At 71.2% G+C, this 16456-nt stretch carries 17 protein-coding genes; 8 read left to right on the top strand and 9 right to left on the bottom strand.

The annotated features are described in order from the left end of the window. The 3 genes from GQ56_RS47320 to GQ56_RS0137540 all read left to right on the top strand — a co-directional run. Positions 1-79: 4Fe-4S dicluster domain-containing protein (locus GQ56_RS47320; protein WP_148092509.1), on the top strand; the 79-nt coding region annotated here is incomplete at its 5' end. A gap of 48 nt (positions 80-127) precedes the next feature. Further along, the gene (gene bktB, locus GQ56_RS0137535) at positions 128-1321 is read left to right on the top strand and encodes a beta-ketothiolase BktB (RefSeq protein WP_031403529.1); all 1194 of its coding nucleotides are present in this window, start codon (positions 128-130) and stop codon (positions 1319-1321) included. Positions 1322-1358: 37 nt separating this feature from the next. Continuing rightward, on the top strand, positions 1359-2213 hold the full coding sequence (locus tag GQ56_RS0137540; RefSeq protein ID WP_031403530.1) for a 3-hydroxybutyryl-CoA dehydrogenase: 855 nt from the start codon (positions 1359-1361) through the stop codon (positions 2211-2213). Positions 2214-2275: 62 nt separating this feature from the next. Here the strand turns inward: GQ56_RS0137540 and GQ56_RS0137545 are convergent, their stop codons facing one another. Beyond that, complete coding sequence (locus tag GQ56_RS0137545; protein ID WP_031403531.1) at positions 2276-2941, bottom strand: TetR family transcriptional regulator; 666 nt, start codon at positions 2939-2941, stop codon at positions 2276-2278. A gap of 94 nt (positions 2942-3035) precedes the next feature. On the opposite strand from GQ56_RS0137545, the gene GQ56_RS0137550 reads away from it, so the two are divergent. Both GQ56_RS0137550 and GQ56_RS0137555 read left to right on the top strand, forming a co-directional pair. Then, entirely contained in the window at positions 3036-3866 is an 831-nt protein-coding gene (locus tag GQ56_RS0137550) for a Rossmann-fold NAD(P)-binding domain-containing protein (RefSeq protein ID WP_031403532.1), read from the top strand. After that, the gene (locus tag GQ56_RS0137555; RefSeq protein ID WP_031403533.1) at positions 3863-4348 is read left to right on the top strand and encodes an anthrone oxygenase family protein; all 486 of its coding nucleotides are present in this window, start codon (positions 3863-3865) and stop codon (positions 4346-4348) included. Before GQ56_RS0137550 ends, GQ56_RS0137555 begins: the two co-directional genes overlap by 4 nt. Before the next feature lie 9 nt (positions 4349-4357). Here the strand turns inward: GQ56_RS0137555 and GQ56_RS40315 are convergent, their stop codons facing one another. Next, a complete protein-coding gene (locus tag GQ56_RS40315; RefSeq protein ID WP_152601990.1) occupies positions 4358-5473 on the bottom strand; it encodes a hypothetical protein in 1116 nt (371 codons plus the stop codon). 57 nt (positions 5474-5530) lie between these two features. Beyond that, positions 5531-6331 (bottom strand): AraC family transcriptional regulator, encoded by an 801-nt coding sequence (locus GQ56_RS0137570; RefSeq protein ID WP_031403535.1) that lies wholly within the window; start codon positions 6329-6331, stop codon positions 5531-5533. Between the two features lie 90 nt (positions 6332-6421). Between GQ56_RS0137570 and GQ56_RS0137575 the strand changes: the two genes are divergently transcribed. Then, entirely contained in the window at positions 6422-7333 is a 912-nt protein-coding gene (locus GQ56_RS0137575; protein WP_031403536.1) for a DMT family transporter, read from the top strand. 26 nt (positions 7334-7359) lie between these two features. Beyond that, the gene (locus GQ56_RS0137580) at positions 7360-8307 is read left to right on the top strand and encodes an ATP-binding protein (RefSeq protein WP_034199543.1); all 948 of its coding nucleotides are present in this window, start codon (positions 7360-7362) and stop codon (positions 8305-8307) included. Between the two features lie 17 nt (positions 8308-8324). Here the strand turns inward: GQ56_RS0137580 and GQ56_RS0137585 are convergent, their stop codons facing one another. The 6 genes from GQ56_RS0137585 to GQ56_RS0137610 form a co-directional block, all read right to left on the bottom strand. Then, the gene (locus tag GQ56_RS0137585) at positions 8325-9191 is read right to left on the bottom strand and encodes a DUF2071 domain-containing protein (protein WP_031403538.1); all 867 of its coding nucleotides are present in this window, start codon (positions 9189-9191) and stop codon (positions 8325-8327) included. Positions 9192-9265: 74 nt separating this feature from the next. Continuing rightward, positions 9266-10789 carry an efflux transporter outer membrane subunit gene (locus GQ56_RS0137590; RefSeq protein ID WP_031403539.1) on the bottom strand — a complete coding sequence of 508 codons (1524 nt, stop codon included), beginning with the start codon at positions 10787-10789 and terminating at the stop codon, positions 9266-9268. Then, complete coding sequence (locus GQ56_RS0137595; RefSeq protein ID WP_052007415.1) at positions 10786-11862, bottom strand: HlyD family secretion protein; 1077 nt, start codon at positions 11860-11862, stop codon at positions 10786-10788. The genes GQ56_RS0137590 and GQ56_RS0137595 overlap by 4 nt, the downstream gene beginning before the upstream one ends. A 12-nt stretch (positions 11863-11874) precedes the next feature. Further along, positions 11875-13452: an MFS transporter gene (locus tag GQ56_RS0137600; RefSeq protein WP_031403541.1), complete on the bottom strand. Its 1578-nt coding sequence runs from the start codon at positions 13450-13452 to the stop codon at positions 11875-11877. A gap of 260 nt (positions 13453-13712) precedes the next feature. After that, positions 13713-14012, bottom strand: coding sequence for an ArsR/SmtB family transcription factor (locus GQ56_RS0137605; RefSeq protein WP_031403542.1), 300 nt, complete (start codon positions 14010-14012; stop codon positions 13713-13715). A 13-nt stretch (positions 14013-14025) separates the two neighbouring features. Beyond that, positions 14026-15237 (bottom strand): MFS transporter, encoded by a 1212-nt coding sequence (locus GQ56_RS0137610; protein ID WP_174923327.1) that lies wholly within the window; start codon positions 15235-15237, stop codon positions 14026-14028. Positions 15238-15380: 143 nt separating this feature from the next. Here GQ56_RS0137610 and GQ56_RS0137615 point away from each other — a divergent pair, with 143 nt between their 5' ends. Further along, positions 15381-16307: a LysR family transcriptional regulator gene (locus GQ56_RS0137615; protein ID WP_031403544.1), complete on the top strand. Its 927-nt coding sequence runs from the start codon at positions 15381-15383 to the stop codon at positions 16305-16307. Positions 16308-16456 lie beyond the last annotated feature (149 nt).

Consider the following 16456-nt stretch of genomic DNA (forward strand, 5'->3'; position numbering starts at 1 on the left):
CGACATCAAGGACCCGACCCAGAACATCGTGTGGGTCACGCCGGAAGGCGGCGGCGGGCCGAATTACCCGAACATGTAACGCAACGCATCCCCGCGCCTGCGGGCGCGAACGAACCGGAGTGAGACGATGAGCAATGCAGCGAAAGAAGTCGTGGTGGTGAGCGGTGTCCGTACCGCGATCGGTGATTTCGGCGGCAGCCTGAAGGATTTCTCGCCGACGGACCTCGGCGCGAAGGTCGTGCGCGAAGTGCTGTCGCGCGCGAACGTGCCGGGCGATGCGGTCGGGCATGTGGTGTTCGGCCACGTCGTGAACACCGAACCGAGGGACATGTATCTCGCGCGCGTCGCGGCGATCGACGGCGGGGTGGCGCAGCACACGCCCGCGCTGACCGTGAACCGCCTGTGCGGTTCGGGCCTGCAGGCGATCGTGTCGGCCGCGCAGACGATCATGCTCGGCGACGCCGACGTCGCGATCGGCGGCGGCTCGGAGAACATGAGCCGCGCGCCCTACACGGTGCCGGCCGCGCGCTTCGGCCAGCGCATGGGCGACGCCAAGCTCGTCGACATGATGCTCGGCGCGCTGCACGACCCGTTCCAGACGATCCACATGGGCGTGACGGCCGAGAACGTCGCGGAGAAGTACGGCATCTCGCGCGACGCGCAGGACGCGCTGGCGCTCGAATCGCATCGTCGCGCGGCGCGCGCGATCGCGGAAGGGCGCTTCAAGGACCAGATCCTGCCGATCTCGATCCGCACGAAGAAGGGCGAGGTCGCGTTCGACACCGACGAGCACGTGCGTCATGACGCGAGCGCGGACGATTTCACGAAGCTGCGCCCGGTGTTCAAGAAGGAGAACGGCACGGTGACGGCCGGCAACGCATCGGGCATCAACGACGCGGCCGCGGCCGTGCTGATGATGAGCGCGGACGCCGCGCGCGCGCAGGGCGTGAAGCCGCTCGCACGGCTCGTCGCGTATGCGCACGCGGGTGTCGATCCGGCGTACATGGGCATCGGCCCCGTGCCGGCCACCCAGAAGGCGCTCGAACGCGCGGGCCTGAAGATCACCGATCTCGACGTGATCGAGGCGAACGAGGCGTTCGCCGCCCAGGCATGCGCGGTCACGCAGGAGCTCGGCCTCGATCCGGCGAAGGTCAACCCGAACGGGTCGGGCATCTCGCTCGGTCACCCGATCGGCGCGACCGGCGCGTTGATCACGGTCAAGGCGCTGTACGAACTGAAGCGCATCGGCGGGCGTTACGCGCTCGTGACGATGTGTATCGGCGGCGGCCAGGGGATTGCGGCGATCTTCGAGAACATCTGATAATCGACGCTCAGCACCCGAACACACAGGAAATTTCATGGCCATCGAAATCGTCGGCGTCGTGGGCGCCGGAACCATGGGCAACGGCATCGCGCAAACCGCCGCCGTTGCGGGACTCAACGTCGTGATGATCGACGTCAGCGACGCCGCGCTCGAGAAGGGCGTCGCGACGCTGAAGGGCAGCCTCGAGCGGCTCGTGTCGAAGGACAAGCTCGACGCAGCCACGCGCGATGCGGCGCTGGCGCGCATCACGACGTCGACCGATTACGCGAAGCTCGCGGCGGTCGATATCGTGATCGAGGCCGCGACCGAGAACGTCGAGCTGAAGGGCCGCATCCTGAAGCAGATCGAGGCCGTCGCGCGGCCCGACGCGATCATCGCGACCAACACGTCGTCGATCTCGATCACCGCGCTTGCCGCGCCGCTCGCCGATCCGTCGCGCTTCGTCGGCATGCACTTCTTCAACCCGGTGCCGCTGATGCCGCTCGTCGAGATCATCCGCGGGCTGCAGACGAGCGATGCGACCGCATCGGCGGTGCGCGAGCTGACCGAGCGTTTCGACAAGTCGCCGATCGGCGTGCGCAATTCGCCGGGCTTCGTCGTGAACCGGATCCTCGTGCCGATGATCAACGAGGCGTTCTTCGTGCTCGCGGAAGGCATCGCCTCGGCGGAGGAGATCGACGCGGGGATGAAGCTCGGCGCGAACCACCCGATCGGGCCGCTCGCGCTGGCCGACCTCGTCGGCCTCGACGTGTGCCTCGCGGTGATGGACGTGTTCGTGAAGGACTTCGGCGATCCGAAGTATCGCGCGTGCCCGCTGCTGCGCGAGATGGTGACGGCGGGCAGGCTCGGGCGCAAGACCGGGCGCGGCGTGTACGACTACAGCAAGTAAGCGGCAGACGTTGCCGTCCCGCGCGGCCGCCTTCGGGCGGCCGCGTGCATTGGCGGGCGCGGCTAGGCGTCGAGCCCGCCCAGGTCGCGCGGCAGCATCCGCTTGAACATCGCCAGCATCTGCCGCGCCGTCTTCGGCGGCAGCGTGATCGCGTGGCGCACGGCCGCCGCGATCTGGATCATCATCAGCCCGGCGAATGCACTGCGTTGCGCGCGGGTCGTGTCGGGCGCGACCTCTTCCAGCGCATCCGCGAACAACCCCGCCAGAAACTCCCCGTCCTCCCGGTCGAGCGCCTGCAGCGCACGGTCGGCCTGCGTGGCCCGCCAGATGTCGCGCATCAGCGGCTCGTCGACGAACATCCGGTAATAGCTGTCCGTGATGCGGGCAAGGGTGTCGTGCAGGTCGTCGAGCGTCTTCATCGCGGCGAGATCGCGCCGCACGCAGTCGTGCCCGGCGGCGTTGTAGCGCTCCGCGAGCGTGCCGATCACGGCCGCCTTGTCCGGAAAGTACTGGTACAGCGAACCGAACGAGATGCCCGTGCGTTCGACGATGTCGCTCATCCGGAACGCGTCGCAACCCTTCTCGATCATCACCTCCGACGCGCATGCCAGGATGCGTTCGAACCGTTCACGGCTGCGCTGCTGGGTCGGCACGAGCCGCGCGCGCGCCGGCGTGTCGGCGGCCGCCGCTTCCGGCTCGTCGTCCTGCCCCGGTTTTTGTCGGCCCATGCTGCCTCCAGAAAAACTTGACGTTGCTAATGCGAGAGTCTATCGTGTTTTTCAAATGCGAGACATTCTCGTATTTTCATCAAAGGAGACGCACATGTCGGCCCTTCCCATCCTCATCGTCGGCGCTTCGGGCAAGACGGGCGCCCGCGTCGATGCCCGGCTGCGCGCGCGCGGCATCGCCACCCGGCCGGTGTCGCGCACGACGCCCGTCCGCTTCGACTGGACGGCGCGGGCCACCTGGCCCGCCGCGCTCGACGGCGTGTCGGCCGCGTACGTGACCTACCAGCCCGACCTCGCCGTCGAGGGCGCGGTGGAGGCGATCGCCGCATTCGCCCGGCTGGCGCGTGAAAGCGGCGTCGAGCGCGTGGTGCTGCTGTCCGGGCGCGGCGAGCCGCGCGCGCAGGCGGCGGAGGCCGCGCTGCGGGCATCGGGCGCGGGATGGGGTGTCGTGCGTGCGAGCTGGTTCGACCAGAACTTCTCCGAAGGCTATCTGCTCGACAGCGTGCTGGCGGGCGAGGTCGCGCTGCCGGCCGGCGCGGTGCGCGAGCCGTTCGTCGATGCGGACGATCTCGCGGACGTGGCCGTGGCCGCGCTCACCGACGCGCGGTTCGCGAACCGCGTGATCGAGGCTACGGGCCCGTACGCGCTGACGTTTGCCGAAGCCGTCGGCGAAATCGCACGGGCCGCCGGGCGGCCGGTCGCCTATCGCGAGATACCGGCCGATGCGTTCGTCGCGGGCTTGCGCGAGGCCGGCGTGCCCGAGCCGGTGGTCGGGCTGCTCGACGAGCTGTTCGGCACGGTGCTCGACGGACGCAACAGCGCGGTGACGCACGGCATCGAGGAGACGCTCGGGCGGCCGGCGCGCGGGTTCGCCGACTACGCGCGCGCGACCGCCGCGACCGGCGTGTGGCGCGCACGATCATGATCGCGCTCGCGTTTTCGGTCCTGCTGTGGGGCTCCGCCGTCGGCTGCGGGCTGATGGCCGGCGTGTACTTCGCGTTCTCGACGTTCGTGATGACGTCGCTCGCGCGAATCGCGCCGCATGCGGGCATGGCCGCGATGAACGCGATCAACGTCGACATCGTGCGTTCGCCGTTCATGCCGCTGTTCCTCGTCACGACGCTGATGGCGCTTGCGCTGGTCGCGGTCGCGCTGTTCGATCGCGACCGGCCGGGCGCGATGGCGGCGGTCGCGGGCGGCATGCTGTACGTGGTCGGCATGTTCGCGGTGACGATGGCCGTTAACGTGCCGCTCAACGATGCGCTCGCCGCGGCCGATGCGTCGACCGTGCAGGGCGCGGCGTTGTGGGCGCGCTACGTGCACGACTGGACGATGTGGAATCACGTGCGCACGATCGCGTCGGCGGCCGCCTGCGTGTCGTTCATCGTGGCGATCGCGGCGCGCTAGCGCCGGGCGTCATCGCGCGTGCGCGGCCGGCGCGGGCAAGCGGCATTCGGCGATCGTCCCGGCATCGAATGCGATCAGCGCGGCGCGCACCGGGTCGTGCCGCCGCGCGACGAAGCCCGGCAGCCGATCGGGCGGCGCACCGGGGTCCAGGCGCCAGATCGTCGTGCCGGCGGGCGTCGCGACGTACAGCGCCGCGCCGTCGCTGAACAGGTCGTGGATCCGGTCGGGCTCGGTCGCCATCGGCACGCGCCGTTCCGGCGACTGCCGGGCGCCGGTCGCATCCAGGATGCGCACGCCGGGGCCTTGCCCGGTTTCGGCGAAGTCGTCCTCGTCCCAGTCGGCGAGCCCCCAGTACGCGATGTGCCGGTTGTCGATCCAGCATGCGGGCGTATCCCAGTCGTCGCGACAGGTCAGCCTGACCACCGAGTCTCCGTCCTCGCTCTCGAACGGATTGGCGTCGAGCCAGTCGGTCACCGACCACGCGCGCGGGATCGAGAGCGGCTGCCAGACCCACCCGTCGTCGAACAGCCGGCTGCCGTCGGGGCTCGGCACGAGCCGGCCGTGGAAGTAGTCGAGCGCGTGCGCGGGCCGGCCGTGGTCCGCATGCGGGGCGATCTCGCGCGCGGTCAGCCGCGCGCCGGTGGCCGGATCGGCCGCGTCGAGCCGGTTCCACGCGGTGCGATGCACGAAGATCGTGCGCTCGCGATGGCGAACGAAGCACGCGCTGAACGGGACGGTATGGCCGTAGTAGTCGCCGCCGTCGAGCTGCATCGTCGGCGCGCCGGTGGCGGTGTCGACGACGAGCCCGTGCCGTCCGTAGTCGGTCACGATCGCCGCGTATCGGCCGTCGGGCGCGGCGTGCAGCCGATAGGCGGGCGCGCCGAACGCGCCGTTGTCTGCGGCGGGCGGGAGCGGCGGCAGCGCCACCGTGCAGCGCGCCGTGCGGCGCCCGGTATCGAGGTCGACGCCGTGCAGCGCGCCGTCCGCCGTCAACACGAGCAGATGGCCGCCGGCTGCCTGAACGGGGCACGCGTCGACGATCGGCGCGTGGTCCCACGTGAAGGCCTGCATGGGCCGGGATGCGTGCATCGATGCCGGCAAGCGGCGCGGGCTGAGCGTGTTCATGGGCGGGATTCTATCGCTTGCGATGCCCGCGGCGGCCGAGGCGGCCACGCGCCCGCGCTACGCGTAGAACGCCGACGGCGATACGCCGAAGTGCCGCTTGAACATCGCGGAGAACGCGCTCTGGCTGCTGTAGCCGTGATCCATCGCGACGGTCAGCACCTTCTCCCCGTGCGCGAGGCGCTTGAGTGCGAGCAGCAGCCGCGCCTGTTCGCGCCAGCGGCGGAAGCTGAGCCCCGTCTCGCGCCGGAACGCGCGATGCAGCGTGCGGACCGACAGGCCGAGCAGGTCGGCCCATTCGGCGATCGTGCGCGGATCGTCGGGCGCGGCGACGAGCGCGTCGCAGATCGTGCGCAGCCGCGCGTCGTGCGGCCACGGCAGGTACAGCGGCAGCAGCGGCGCGACCGTCACCTCGGCGAGCAGCAGGTGCATCAGGTGGTCGTGACGCGAGCCCGGCGCGTAGTCGAGCGGCACGTCGACCGCGGCGAGGATCAGCTCGCGCAGCAGCGGATGCACTTCGACGACGCAGCTTCGCGCCGGCAGGTGCTCGACCGCGCCGGGCTCGACGAACACGGTGCGCATCTGCACGTCGCCGCTCATCTGCACCGTGTGGTCGAGGCCGGCCTCGAGCCAGACGCCGCGCGTCGGCGGCACGACCCACGACGCGCCTTCGGACTGCACGTGCATCACGCCCTCGATCGCGTAGAGCAGTTGCGCGCGGCGATGGCGGTGCGGCGCGATCGAGGTGCCGTGCGCGTACGTCGCCGCCATCGCCGATACGGGCATCGGCGTCGATTCAAAGCGCAGGTGCGCGCCGGGCGGGGTGGACTCGAGTGTCCGATTGGCGACAAGTCGTGACATTTTGGCGTGAGACAGGCAGTTGGGCGGGCGGGCACGATGGCGTACCCATCCACGCCAGATCCCTGTCACGATATTAATCCGTCAAATGCGATGAACAAGTCTCCTTTTCTGTTTCCTTTCTGCGCGATCGCGCTGTGGGCCGGCAACGTGGTCGTGTCGAAGCTGTCGGCATCGACGATCGATCCGTCGGCGATCACGTTCTACCGGCTGCTGCTCGCGGTCGCGCTGATGAGCGTGTTCACGCTGCGCCCCGCGTGGCGCAATCGCGCGGCGCTCGTCGCGCACCTGCCGAAGCTCGCGGTGCTCGGCTTTCTCGCGATGGCGCTGTTCCAGAGCCTGTCCTACGAGGCCGCGAAAACGACCAGCGCGACCAACATGGCGATCATCACGGCGCTGGTGCCGCTGATGACGATGGTGCTCAGCTCGCTGCTGCTCGGCGATCCGCCGGGCGCGGGCATGCTCGGCGGCGGGGTGCTGTCGCTCGCGGGCGTCGTCTACCTGATCGCCGAGGGGCACCCGGCGGCGATCGCCGCGCGCGGCGTGCATCCGGGCGACCTGCTGATGCTGGCCGCGTCGGCCGCGTACGCGCTGTACGGCGTGCTCCTCAAGCGCTGGCGCATCGGTGCGCTGCCGGCGTGGCAGTCGACCTATGTGCAGGCGCTCGCCGCGCTAGTGTTCATGACGCCGATGCTGCTGCGGCTGCCCGCGCAGGCCGCGTGGCCGACCCGCGCGAGCGTGCCGCTGATCCTGTACGCCGGCGTGCTCGCGTCGGTGGTGCTGCCGTATCTGTGGATGCAGGGCGTGCGGCTGCTCGGCCCGAGCCGCTGCGCGATGTTCATGAACCTGCTGCCGGTGATGACGGCCGGCGGTGCGATCGTGCTGCTCGGCGAGTCGCTGCGGCTGTATCACCTGATCGGCGGCGGCGTCGCGCTTGCCGGCGTGGCGATCGCGCAGCGGTTTCCGTTCCAGGCGAGTGCGTCGTCGCAGGGGGCCCGGCAATGAGCGGCGATCGCGACATCCAGAACCTGATGGCCGCGCTGCCGGACGGGCGTGCACCGGCCGACATGCCGGCCATCGCGCACCAGCTCGAACGGATCGCGACCGCGCTCGAGGCGCTGGCGGGCACCCGTCGGCCGGCGGCCGTCGATTTCGACGCGGCCGTCGCGTTCCGCTGGCGCGGCTTCGACGGCGCGGATCGCGCCGCGCCGCTCGAACCGGTCAAGGCGCCCGCGCTCATCGCGTTCGATGCGCTGCGCAACGTCGACCGGCAGGCGGCGATCGTCGAACGGAACACGCGCCAGTTCGTGCGCGGCGGCGCGGCCAATCACGTGCTGCTGACCGGCGCGCGCGGCACCGGGAAGTCGTCGCTCGTGAAGGCCTGCCTGCATGCGTTCGCGGCGCAGGGGCTGCGGCTGATCGAGGTCGGCAAGGAGCAGCTGGGCGATCTGCCGGCGATCGTCGAGCTGGTGCGCGCACGGCCCGAACGGTACATCGTGTTCTGCGACGACCTGTCGTTCGAGGCGGGCGAGACCGGCTACAAGGCGCTGAAGACGGTGCTCGACGGCTCGGTCGCGAGCGACCTGTCGAACGTGCTCGTGTATGCGACGTCCAATCGCCGGCACCTGATGCCCGAGCAGGCGAGCGACAACGCGAACGTGTCGCGCGCGGAGAACGGCGAGCTGCATCCGGGCGACGCGGTCGAGGAGCGGATCTCGCTGTCCGAGCGTTTCGGGATCTGGGTGACGTTCTACGGGTTCACGCAGGACGATTACCTGGCCGTCGTCGAGAGCCGGCTCGGCGAAGCCGGGTTCGATGCGGAGCGGATTCATGCGGCGCGCGAACCGGCGCTGCAGTGGGCGCTCGAGCGCGGCGCGCGTTCGGGACGGATTGCCGCGCAGTTCGTGCGCGACTATGTGGGGCGGCTGGCGGAAGCGGGCGAGGGGAGCGAGCCCGCGGCCGTACGGCGCACGGGTTGAACGCGGCGCTGCAGGCGCTACAGCAGCCGCTCCGACAGCACACGGAACGCGACATCCGGCACGACGAAGCACAACGGCTCGCCGGTCGCGCCGATGCGGGCGAGGAACGCGCCGCCGCCGACCGGCTCGGCCGGCTTCAGCGGCCGGACGGCGTCGAGGTCGATCGGCAGTTCGATCGACGCATGGGCGAGCCGGCCGCAGTCGTCGACGTGCGCGACGGCGGCGTGCTGCAGCGACAGGGTCGCGACGGCGTCGCGCCAGCTCCCGAAGAACGCGGCGAACGCGGCCGGCAACGTCCGGTCGTCCGACACCGCCACCGTGCAGCTGAAATCGGGCGCGCTGCCGCCGCCGCCGGACAGCCGCGTGCGATAGTGCCCGTCACGCGCCGCGTGCGTGAAATGCCCGGCGAGATGCGACGGCAGCGCGTCGCTGAAAAGCCGGCTGCCGAGCGCATAGAGCGGATGATCGAACACGTTCTTCACGAACAGCACCGTGCTGTCGGCCGGTACGCCGCCCGGCAGCGTGTCGACGTAGAGCCGCCAGTTGCTTTGCAGCGGCGACGGGAACACGCGCCGCAGCGGGCCCGCGACGCGCGGGCCGAAATGACGGTGCGCGTAGGTCAGGATCGTGAACGGCGTGCGGCCGTCGCGGCTCGCGAGCGTGATGCCCGGCGGCACCAGATGCGCGACGGCCGCGACATCGACGAGCCACGTGCAATACACGACGTTTTCGACGTCGCTCGCGAGCTGCAGGAATGGCAGGCGCGACAGCAGCGCGCGGCGTGCGCGCAGCAGCGGCCGGCTCGCGACGAGCCGGTTGGCGAGGCGGCCGGCGAGGCCGGCGGACGGATAGACGAAGGTGTTGTCCTGGAGCATGACGGGCATTGTGCCGGTGCCGCGGCGCGGGGGGAAGAGGCGCCGGCGCAGGCCGGCCCGCAACGCGATGCGGCGGCCGGCGCTCACCCGTGGCCGAAACGCGTCTCCCAGCCGCCGCCGAGCGCCTTGCACAGCGACACGAGATGCATCGCCGCGTCGGCCTCGCTGGCTTCCTGCCGGCCTTGTGCGTCGAACAGCTGCCGCTGCGCGTTCAGCACGTCGAGATAATCCGCCGCACCGGCCCGGTACTGCTGCTGGGCGATCGCCAGCGCGCGCCGGTTCAGCGCCGCGACCGCGACGAGCCGCTCGTGACGCTGCTGCTCGGCGTGATAGGCCAGCAGCGCATCGTCCACTTCGCGCCATGCTTCGAGCACGGTGCGCCGATACGCGATCGCGGCTTCCTGCTGCTGGGCCCGGCGCAGGTTCAACATGCCCGTCAGGCGTCCGCCCTCGAAGATCGGCAGCGTGATCGACGGCCCCGCCACGAATTGTCCCGACGCCCAGTTCGCGAGACTCGACAGCTGGAGGCTCTGGAAACCGGCGCTCCCGTTCAGCGTGATGCGCGGATAGAAGTCGGCCTGCGCCATGCCGATGGCGGCGGTGGCTGCGTGCAGCCGCGCTTCGGCCTGGCGGATGTCGGGCCGGCGCTGCGCGAGTTCCGACGGAAAGCCCACCGGCACGCTGGCCGGGAGCGCGGGCACCGGATGCGGCGCGCCGAGGATCGGGGCCAGCGCGCCAGGCGGTTGCGCGAGCAGCACGCCGATTGCGTTGATGCGGGTGTCGCGGCGCGATTCGAGCGGCGGCAGCCGGCTTTCGATGGACGCCACCTGCGCGGCCGCATTGGCGACGTCGAGGTCGGTCGTCACGCCGTCCCTGCGGCGGATTTGCGTGAGCGCTTCCAGGTCGCGCGCGATCGCGAGGTTGCGTTGCGCGATCTGCAGCTGCGCTTGCGCGTCGCGCAATTCGAGGTAGTCGCGGGCGAGTTCCGCGCGGGCCGACAGCAGCACCGCGTTACGCGCTTCGTACGATGCCTGCGTCAGCGCATCGGCCGCCTCGACGCCGCGCCGCACGCGGCCCCAGAGATCGAGTTCCCACGAAGCGTCGAAGCCGGCCTGGTACAGGTTGTAGGCGGGCGAGCCCGACGAGCCGGGCACGGCGGCCACGCCGAACGGCGCATCGCCCGACGCCGATTGCACGGGTGCCGCGCCCGGCGTGACGCCCAGCAGCGACAGGATGCCGTTCTCGCTGCCGCGCTCGCGCGCATACGAGCCGGCGGCGCCGAGCGTCGGCAGCTCGGCCGCCCCGGCGACGCGCCGTTCGGCGCGGCTTTGCTGCAGCCGCGCCGAGGCGGCCGCCACGTCGAGGTTGGCATCGGCCAGGCGCTGTTCGAGCGCATCCAGCACCGGATCGTCGAACAGGGTCCACCAGTCGGCCCTGAAGGCAGCCTCGACCGGTTGGCTCGTGTCGCGCAGCGTCTGCGTACGGTCGAACACGGGCGGCACGCCGGTCACCGGCGCCTCGAAGTTCGGGCCCATCGTGCAGGCCGTCAGCACGGCGCCGGCGAGCAGCGGCGGCAGCGCCGCGCAAAGTAAGCGGATCGGGTTCATCGCCGTGCCTCCGTGTCGTTCGCGTTCGGGCGGTGCGCGCCGGTGTCGACGCTGGCTTCGACGGACAGCCCCACGCTCAGCGCGGCGGCCTGCCCGTGCGGCGCGTCGAGTGCGATCTTGACCGGCACGCGCTGCACGACCTTGGTGAAATTGCCGGTCGCGTTGTCGGGCGCGATCGGCGCGAAGCTGACGCCGGTGGCCGGCGCGAGGCTCGCGACGTGGCCCGCGATGCTCACGCCCGGCAGGCTGTCGACGCGGATGTGCGCAATGTCGCCCGGCTGCATCGCGCCGATCTGGTTCTCCTGGAAATTCGCGATCACGTACGCATCGGCGAGCGGCACGATCGCGAGCAGCGGCGCACCGGGCGCAACGAAGGCGCCGACCCGCGCGGTGCGGCGGCCCACCTTGCCGTCGACCGGCGCCCGCACCTCCGTATAGGACAGGTTCAGCTTCGCCTGGTCGAGCGCGGCCTCGGCGCGGGCCAGCGCGCCGTGCGCCTGGTCGCGCCGGGCGCGCAGCACGTCGAGGTTCTGGCCGATCGCCGCCAGCGCGGCCGCGTCGCCGGCGCGTTTCGCCAACTGCGCGGCCAGGGTGCTGCCCGCGCGTTGCTGCTCCTGCGCGGTGCCGGCGCCGGTGTCGGCCAGGTCGCGGTAGCGCACGTCGTTGGCCTGCGCGAACTGCACCGCCGCATCGTCGGCGCGCAGCACGGCGCGCGCCTGCCCGACCAGCGCCGGCTGCCGCGCGATCTCGGCCTCGTCGTTGGCCACCGCCGCGCGGGCGGCTTCGACATCGGCCTGCGCGCTCGCCAGCGCGGCGCGGAAGTCGCGGTCGTCGATGCGCAGCAGCAGCTGGCCGGCCCGCACGGACTGGTTGTCGTCGACGAGCACCTCGACGAGCGGCCCGGCGACGCGGGGGGAAACCAGCGTGAAGTCGGCCGCGACGTATGCGTCGTCGGTCGATTCGGCATGCGAACCGATGAGATGGTGCGTGCCGGCGCAGGCCGCGACGCCGACGGCGATCACGAGCGCGGCGGCGGCAAGCGTCTTGTGCTTGGAGGAGATGGCGGATGACATGGCGATCGTTTCTCAGTGCGAGGAAGGGGGTTGCGGGGCCCACGGCGGTGCGATCCGCACCGGCAGCAGCGGCACGAGCAGCAGCAGGGCAAGGGCGACACCGGCGGCCAGCCGGTACAGGTCGGCCGAGGCCAGCACCAGCGCCTGCTCGTGCAGCCGGTGCGCGAGCGGCGCGAGGCCCGTGGCGCGCTCGAGCAGGTCGCCGCCGCCCGACGGCGCGCGGTTGCCGAGCTGATCCACCAGCCGGTTCGAATGCAGGTGCTCGCGGGCCGTGCCCAGCGTGTCGAGCAGGCAGGCGGCCAGCGCGGCGGAAAAGGTCTTCAGCGAATTGAACATCGCCGACGCGAACGGCCCTTCGGCGGGCGGCAGGCCCGTGGTGACGCCCATCAGGATCGGCAGGATCAGCATCGGTTGCGCGGCGATCTGCAGCGACTGGAGCCAGTAGAAGTCGTCGCGGATCCACTCGGCCGTCAGCCGGCTGCCGGCCGCGCAGGTGGCGGCCATCAGCACGCAGCCGGTCGCGAGCACCCAGCGCGAATCGACGCGCCGCAGGTTCAGGAGCGCGGCCGTCAGCGGCAGGCTCAGCAGCAGCGGAAGCGCCACCAGCAGCGCGAGCGGGGCAGCCTGCAGCGGCCGGTAGCCGTGCACGGCGGCCAGATAGCGGCCCGGTATCGCGGTCACCGCGGTCAGCAGGATCACCGCGCCGGCCAGCGTGAGCAGGCCGTGCGTGAAGTTGCGGCGCGCGAGCAGTTGCAGCCTGAAGAACGGCAGCGGATGAAACCATTCGTTGACGAGGAAGGCCGCGAGCAGCACCAGGCCGCCGCCCGTCAGCATGCGGATCGCGGGCGACTCGAAACCGTCGAGGCGGTCGGCCTGCAACAGCGCGACGACGAGCATCGCCACGGCGGGGAAACCGGTGAGGAATCCGGACCAGTTGAATGCGCGCAGCCGTTCGGGTTTCGGCGTATCGGCAGGCAGGCCGTAGCCGATTGCCGCGCAGCACGCGATGCCGAGCGGCACGATCTGCCAGAAGGCCAGCCGCCAGTCGACGAACTCGGTCCACAGCGCGGCGAGCGGCGTGCCGAGCGCGGGCCCGAAGGTCGCCGTCATCGCGTAGCCGGCCAGCCCGTACAGCTTCGTCCTGGGCGGCAGGTAGCGCAGCGCCGCGATGATCAGCATCGGCGGCAGGCAGCCGCCCGCGATGCCCTGCAGCACGCGCAGCGCCGTCAGCGTGGCGAAGCCCGGCGCGAACGGGCACAGCACGCCCAGCAGCAGGGTCGCCAGTACCGCGCCGATCGTGAAGCGCTTCAGCGTGAAGGTGATGCCGAACCACGGTGCGAACACCATGGTCGCGACGTTGGCCGCTTCGAACAGCGCGGTGAGCCAGCTGCCGTCGTCGTGCCCGATCGAGAAGGCGCCACGGATGTCGGCCATCGCGGCGGCGGTGACCTGCTCGTTGAGAATGGCCAGCAGCGATGCGAGCAGCATGCCGGCGAGGCCGGTCGCGAGGCGTGGCGTCAGGGCTGGCCGGGTGGCGGCGCCGGCCGGCGGGGGTGTCGTCGCGGCGACCGGCAAGGAGACGGTGTTCATGATGGGGATCGCTTCGATTCGGTTCGGATTGCTTGGGTTTGGAGGCGCGCGGGGATGAAGCGGCGACCGTGAAAGCACGATACATCCTTCGTGATTTGCAGATAATGGGTGTTGATCGAGAATCATCCTCCCGAAATTCGAGAGGGAAAGCGCACAAAAAAACGCCGACGGAGGTCCGTGCGGCGTGCGTGCGCTGCGAACGACGGAGGTGTGCCAGCGCCCGCCTGCGCGGGCGCAGCGCCCTCGTGTCGCGGCCCGGGTCAGAGCTCGCGGGCGATTTGCGCGACGAATGCGGCGATGGCCGGCGCGTTGCGGGCGACGAAGCGCCACTGGCCGACCGGCGTCTCGACGACCAGGCCCGCGTCGCGCAGCAGCGCGATATGCGCCGACACGGTCGATTGCGACAGCCCGCTGCGCGCCACGATCGCCGACAGCGGCACGCCGTCGCCCGCGTGGAGGCGCACGGCGCCGGCGAATGTGTCCGGCGCCTTCAGCCAGTGCAGCACTTCCCGCCGGAACGGATGCGCGAGCGCCTTGTGGGCGCGCGTGACGTCGATCATGACGGGCGCCGGCTCAGCGCCGCCCCAGGCAGCGATGCACGAGCGCGGCGGCGAGCCCGGCCGCGATGCCGAATGCGACCACGCCGTGCCAGCCGAAGCGCGCCATCAGCGCGCCGCTGACGATCGCGCCGAGCGCGCCGCCGACGAAGGTCGCGGTCATGTAGAGGCTGTTGATGCGGCCCTGTGCCTTCGGATCGGCGGCGAACGCACGCGTCTGGTTTGCGACGAGGCCGGCCTGCACCCCGATGTCGAGCACCACCACGCCGGCCACCAGCAGCGCGAGCGAGCTGCCGGCGCCGGCCAGGATCAGGTAGGAGACCGTCACGATCGCGATACCCAGCCCGATCACGCGCCGCGTGCCGATCCGGTCCGACGCCCGGCCGCCGATCGTGGCGGCGAGTGCGCCGGCCGCGCCGATCAGCCCGAAGCCGCCGGCCCACGCGCTGCCGAGGTGCCACGGGCCGTCGGCGAGCAAGGCCGCGAGATTGACCCAGAACGCGTTGAACGCGGCCCACAGCAGCGCCTGCACGATCATCGACTCGCGGATCGGGCGGTGTGCGCGCGCCAGCGTCCAGAGTGACGCGAGCAGCCGGCCGTAGGACAGCGCGGTGGTCGGTACGCCGCGCGGCAGCAGCCACGCGGCGGCGATGCCGACCGGCACCATCGCGGCGGCTTCGGCGCCGTACACCGCGCGCCAGCCGGCGTGCGCGGCGATCAGGCCGCTCACCGCGCGGCCGAGCAGGATGCCGACCATGATGCCGGTGACCACCGTGCCGACGTTGCGCCCGCGTTCGTGGGGCGCCGACATCACGGCGGCGAACGGCACCAGTTGCTGCGGCACGCAGCTCACCACGCCGAGCCCGAATGCGGCGCCGATCAGCGCCCACACGCCCGGCGCGAGCGCGGAGGCCACCGCGAACGCGAAGGCCAGCGCGATCTGGCCGAGCACCAGCTTGCGCCGGTCGTAGCGGTCGCCGAGCGGCAGCAGCAGCGCGAGCCCGGTTGCGAAACCGAGCAGCGCCGCGCCGGCCACCAGGTCGGCCGTCGCCGGGGCGGCGCCCAGGTCCCGCGCGATCAGCGGCAGGATCGGCTGCGTGCAGTAGATGTTGGTCACGACCGCGCCGGCGATGGCGGCCATCGCGACGATCTTGCCGCGCGACGCGGCGGCGGGCGGCGCGGCGGCCGCGACGGGCGGCATGCCGGATGCGACGGGAAATTCATTCATGGCGGGCTCCTTTCATGGCGATCCGTCACCTCAGGCAGCGGATGCGCGGCCGGCGGGACGACGTGAAACGAGCGTATCGTCTTGCACCGGGAAAGATAATCCACCAGAATCTGGAATCATCTTTCCGGAATTCGAGAGGCAACATGAATCGTCTCGAGTCGATGTCCCTGCTGGTGGCGGTGGTCGACGCCGGCAGCATGTCGGCCGCCGCGCGCCGGCTCGACATCCCGCTGGCGACCGTGAGCCGCAAGATCGCGGACCTCGAGTCCTACCTGAACACGCGGCTGCTGCATCGCACGACGCGGCAACTGTCGCTGACCGAGGCGGGCGAGTCCTATGTCGCCGGTTGCCGGCGCATCCTCGACGACATCGCGGAAACCGAGCGCGCGGCCACCGGCGAATACGCGGCGCCGCGCGGCGAGCTGATCGTCACCGCGCCGATCGTGTTCGGGCGCCTGCATGTCGTGCCGGTGGTGGCCGCGTTCCTTGCCCGCTATCCCGAGATCGACGTGCGCCTGGTGCTGACGGATCGCGTCACCCACCTGATGGAAGAGCAGATCGACGTCGCGCTGCGGATCGGCGAACTGCCCGACAGCAGTTTCATGGCCACGCGCGTCGGCAGCGTGCGTCGCGTGGTCTGCGCGAGCCCCGCGTACCTCGCGGCGCACGGCGTGCCCGTCGGGCCGGCCGATCTGGCGCAGCATGAATGCATCACGTTCGAGGTGCTGGCGTCGCGGCGCGCGTGGGTGTTCGACGGCGAGAAGGGCGAACTGACGGTGCCCGTGCATTCGCGCTTCGCGGTGAACACGGCCGAGGCGGCCATCGATGCCGCCGTGCTCGGCGTCGGGCTGATTCGCGTGCTGTCGTACCAGGTCGCGCAGGCCGTGCGCGATCGCGCGCTCGACGTGGTGCTCGATGCGTTCGAATCGCGGCCGCTGCCGGTCAGCCTCGTGCACAAGGGGCAGGCGCCGATGCCGCTGAAGCTGCGCGCGTTCCTCGATTTCGTCGCCCCGCGGCTGCGTGAACGGATCGCGGGGCTGGCGGGCGAAGCGGGATCGGCTGCCGGCTGACGATCGTCGCGCGTGGCAGCGTGGCCGAACGACGGTTCCGTCGCGTGAAGGATTGCCGGCGCATCATCCCGCAGGCACGCAGGCACGCAGGCACGCAGGCACGCAGGCACGCAGGCACGCAGGCACGCAGGCACGCAGGCACGCAGGCA

Origin of the sequence: Burkholderia paludis (genome assembly GCF_000732615.1) — a bacterium.
Classification (GTDB): domain Bacteria; phylum Pseudomonadota; class Gammaproteobacteria; order Burkholderiales; family Burkholderiaceae; genus Burkholderia; species Burkholderia paludis.

Excerpts from the sequence above, each read along its gene's own strand:
- GQ56_RS0137550 (WP_031403532.1), top strand. The coding sequence starts at position 3,036 with ATGTCGGCCCTTCCCATCCTCATCGTCGGCGCTTCGGGCAAGACGGGC.
- GQ56_RS0137615 (WP_031403544.1), top strand. The coding sequence starts at position 15,381 with ATGAATCGTCTCGAGTCGATGTCCCTGCTGGTGGCGGTGGTCGACGCC.
- GQ56_RS0137585 (WP_031403538.1), bottom strand. The coding sequence starts at position 9,191 with ATGCCCGTCATGCTCCAGGACAACACCTTCGTCTATCCGTCCGCCGGC.
- GQ56_RS0137600 (WP_031403541.1), bottom strand. The coding sequence starts at position 13,452 with ATGAACACCGTCTCCTTGCCGGTCGCCGCGACGACACCCCCGCCGGCC.
- GQ56_RS0137580 (WP_034199543.1), top strand. The coding sequence starts at position 7,360 with ATGGCCGCGCTGCCGGACGGGCGTGCACCGGCCGACATGCCGGCCATC.
- GQ56_RS0137545 (WP_031403531.1), bottom strand. The coding sequence starts at position 2,941 with ATGGGCCGACAAAAACCGGGGCAGGACGACGAGCCGGAAGCGGCGGCC.
- bktB (WP_031403529.1), top strand. The coding sequence starts at position 128 with ATGAGCAATGCAGCGAAAGAAGTCGTGGTGGTGAGCGGTGTCCGTACC.
- GQ56_RS0137605 (WP_031403542.1), bottom strand. The coding sequence starts at position 14,012 with ATGATCGACGTCACGCGCGCCCACAAGGCGCTCGCGCATCCGTTCCGG.
- GQ56_RS0137610 (WP_174923327.1), bottom strand. The coding sequence starts at position 15,237 with ATGAATGAATTTCCCGTCGCATCCGGCATGCCGCCCGTCGCGGCCGCC.
- GQ56_RS40315 (WP_152601990.1), bottom strand. The coding sequence starts at position 5,473 with ATGAACACGCTCAGCCCGCGCCGCTTGCCGGCATCGATGCACGCATCC.
- GQ56_RS0137590 (WP_031403539.1), bottom strand. The coding sequence starts at position 10,789 with ATGAACCCGATCCGCTTACTTTGCGCGGCGCTGCCGCCGCTGCTCGCC.
- GQ56_RS0137595 (WP_052007415.1), bottom strand. The coding sequence starts at position 11,862 with ATGTCATCCGCCATCTCCTCCAAGCACAAGACGCTTGCCGCCGCCGCG.
- GQ56_RS0137540 (WP_031403530.1), top strand. The coding sequence starts at position 1,359 with ATGGCCATCGAAATCGTCGGCGTCGTGGGCGCCGGAACCATGGGCAAC.
- GQ56_RS0137555 (WP_031403533.1), top strand. The coding sequence starts at position 3,863 with ATGATCGCGCTCGCGTTTTCGGTCCTGCTGTGGGGCTCCGCCGTCGGC.
- GQ56_RS0137570 (WP_031403535.1), bottom strand. The coding sequence starts at position 6,331 with ATGTCACGACTTGTCGCCAATCGGACACTCGAGTCCACCCCGCCCGGC.
- GQ56_RS0137575 (WP_031403536.1), top strand. The coding sequence starts at position 6,422 with ATGAACAAGTCTCCTTTTCTGTTTCCTTTCTGCGCGATCGCGCTGTGG.